This is a genomic window from Streptomyces sp. CO7 (assembly GCF_053474865.1).
The window spans coordinates 37317-40399 of record NZ_JBRIOU010000004.1 but is presented as its reverse complement, the minus strand read 5'-3'; the positions used below and the strand labels follow the sequence as shown (position 1 = coordinate 40399).

Annotated in this window: 2 protein-coding genes; one reads left to right on the top strand and one right to left on the bottom strand. The window is 74.6% G+C overall.

From position 1 onward, the window contains the following. Positions 1-160 precede the first annotated feature (160 nt). Positions 161-1105 carry a bifunctional riboflavin kinase/FAD synthetase gene (locus tag ACOV8S_RS12850; protein WP_448317963.1) on the top strand — a complete coding sequence of 315 codons (945 nt, stop codon included), beginning with the start codon at positions 161-163 and terminating at the stop codon, positions 1103-1105. 55 nt (positions 1106-1160) lie between these two features. Here the strand turns inward: ACOV8S_RS12850 and ACOV8S_RS12845 are convergent. Beyond that, a partial coding sequence (locus ACOV8S_RS12845; RefSeq protein WP_448317962.1) for a MinD/ParA family ATP-binding protein occupies positions 1161-3083 on the bottom strand: 1923 nt, incomplete at its 5' end.

Below are 3083 nucleotides of genomic sequence, written 5' to 3'. Positions count from 1 at the left end.
GGGCGCGGCGCGGGGCGGGCGGGGGCGCCGGACGTCCGGCTCAAGATCACCCGGCGGCGTCGATCACCCATGCCGATGCCGGTGCGCCGACCACGGCATGGCACTCTTGGAGCTGCATCACAGGCACACACGGACACGGGTTCGACGAGGAGCGGTCACAGTGCAGCGCTGGCGTGGCTTGGAGGACATCCCCCAGGACTGGGGGCGCAGCGTCGTCACCATCGGCTCCTACGACGGGGTGCACCGCGGACATCAGCTGATCATCCGGCACACCGTGGAGCGCGCGCGGGCCCTCGGCGTCCCCTCCGTGCTCGTCACCTTCGACCCGCACCCCAGCGAGGTGGTCCGCCCCGGCAGCCACCCGCCGCTGCTCGCCCCGCACGCGCGGCGCGCCGAGCTGGCGGCCGAGCTGGGCGTGGACGCGGTGCTCGTGCTGCCGTTCACCAAGGAGTTCTCCAAGCTCTCGCCCGCGGAGTTCGTGGTGAAGGTCCTGGTCGACAAGCTGCACGCGCGCGCCGTCGTCGAGGGCCCCAACTTCCGCTTCGGTCACCGGGCCGCGGGCGACGTGGCGTTCCTGGCCGACCAGGGGCGGACCTACGACTTCGAGGTCGACGTCATCGACCTGCAGGTCAGGGGCGAGGCGGGCGGCGGCGAGCCGTTCTCCTCCACCCTCACCCGCCGCCTGGTCGCCGCCGGCGACGTGGAGGGCGCCCGGGAGATCCTGGGCCGCCCGCACCGCGTCGAGGGCGTCGTGGTCCGCGGTGCGCAGCGCGGCCGCGAGATGGGCTTCCCCACGGCGAACATCGACACCCTGCCGTTCAGCGCGATCCCGGCCGACGGCGTGTACGCCGGCTGGCTGAACGTGGCGGGGGAGTCGATGCCGGCCGCGGTCTCCGTCGGCACCAACCCCCAGTTCGACGGCACCAAGCGCACCGTCGAGGCCTACGCGATCGACCGCGTGGGGCTCGACCTGTACGACCTCGACGCGTCCGTCGACTTCCTCGCCTTCGTCCGCGGCCAGGCCAAGTTCGCCACCCTGGACGACCTGCTGGACGCCATGGCCCGCGACGTCCAGCGCTGCCGCGACCTCATCGCCGAGGCCTGAGACCCGGGGGACGCCCGCACCCGCACAGCCGCGGGCGCGGGGCCCGGCCGGAGCCTCACTGCGCGGGCGGCGGCCCCGGCGGCTGCTGCGGGTACCCGGGATGGCCCTGCGGCGGCTGCTGCTGGGGCGGCTGGGGCGGCGGCACCTGCCCGTACTGCCCCGGCTGCTGAGGGGGAACCTGCCCGTACGGTCCCGGCTGCTGCGGCGCCTGCTGGGGCGGAACCTGGCCGTACCCGCCGGCGCCCGGCGCGGCCGGATACCCGTACTGTCCCGGCATCGGCGGCGCGGCCACCGGCGGCGGATTCCCGTCCGAGGTCCACAGACCCTGCGCCTGCTGGTGCCGCACGAAGTCCTCGGCCACCAGCGCCGCCAGGTTGAAGTACGCCTCCCGCACCTTCGGCCGCATCATGTCGAGGTCGACCTCCGCGCCCGCCGCCAGGTGCTCGTCGAACGGCACCACCACGACCGACCGGCAGCGGGTCTCGAAGTGGCTGACGATGTCCTCCACCTTGATCATCTTGCCGGTCTCCCGGACACCCGAGATCACTGTCAGCGAGCGCTGCACCAGCTCGGCGTAGCCGTGCGCGGAGAGCCAGTCCAGCGTGGTGCTGGCACTGCTCGCGCCGTCCACCGACGGCGTGGAGATGATGATCAGCTGGTCGGCCAGGTCCAGCACGCCCCGCATGGCGCTGTACAGCAGACCCGTGCCGGAGTCGGTGAGGATGATCGGGTACTGGCGGCCCAGGACATCGATGGCCCGCCGGTAGTCCTCGTCGTTGAAGGTGGTGGAGACCGCGGGGTCCACGTCGTTGGCGATGATCTCCAGCCCGGAGGGCGCCTGCGAGGTGAACCGGCGGATGTCCATGTAGGAGTTGAGGTACGGGATCGCCTGGACCAGGTCGCGGATGGTCGCCCCGGTCTCCCGCCGGACCCTCCGTCCGAGCGTTCCGGCGTCCGGGTTGGCGTCGATCGCGAGGATCTTGTCCTGCCGCTCGGTGGCGAGCGTCGCGCCCAGCGCCGTGGTGGTGGTCGTCTTGCCGACGCCGCCCTTGAGGCTGATCACCGCGATCCGGTAGCAGGAGAGCACCGGCGTGCGGATCAGCTGCAGCTTGCGCTGCCGCTCGGCCTCCTCCTTCTTGCCGCCGATGCGGAAACGCGAGCCGGCGGCCGCCGGGCGGGCGCTCTTGGCCCGCTGCCGCTTGTTGTTGAGCAGCCGGTCGGACGACAGCTCCACCGCGGCCTGGTAACCCAGCGGCGCTGCACCGGGGTTCACCGGCTGCCGCTGGTCGTGCTGCACCGGCTGCGGCCACGCGGCCCCGGGGGTACGCGGGTCCACCGGCGGAGCGGGCGGCTGCGCCGGGCCCTCCTGGGGGAAACCGTAACCGGGCTGGGCGGTACCGGAGTTGGGGTCGCCCGGCTGCTGCGGGACGCCCGGCTGCTGCGGCTGGGGCTGCGCCTGCTGCGGCGGCTGCGGCGGCTGCTGGGCGTGCGGCTGCTGCGCCGGGGGCTGGGGGAAGCCGTACCCCTGGGCCTGCGGCTGCTGCGGCTGCTGCGGCTGTTCGGGCTGCGGCGCGGGCGGCGCGGCGGGCACACCGTAGCCGTGCGGCGGCTGGACCGGCTGCGGCTGCATCGGCTGCGGAGGCTGCTGCGCCGAGGGCTGCTGGGCCGGGGGCTGCTGCGGGAAGCCGTACCCCTGCGGCTGCTGCCCGCCCTGCGGATGGGGGAGCGGGAACCCGTACCCCTGCCCGGGATGCGGCTCGGCGGGAGGCTGCGCCTGCGGAGGCACCCCGGGGATTCCGGGCACACCCGGAACACCCGGCACCTGCTGCGACGGCACCTGCGGCTGCTGGGCCGCCTGCGGTGCCGGCGCGCCCTGCGGCTGCCCGCCCCAGGGGGCGGGCGCCTGAGGGGCCTGCGGCGGGAACGGCGCCTGCGGCGGAGCGGGCGGCTGGACCGGCGCCTGCGGTGGCTGCACGGG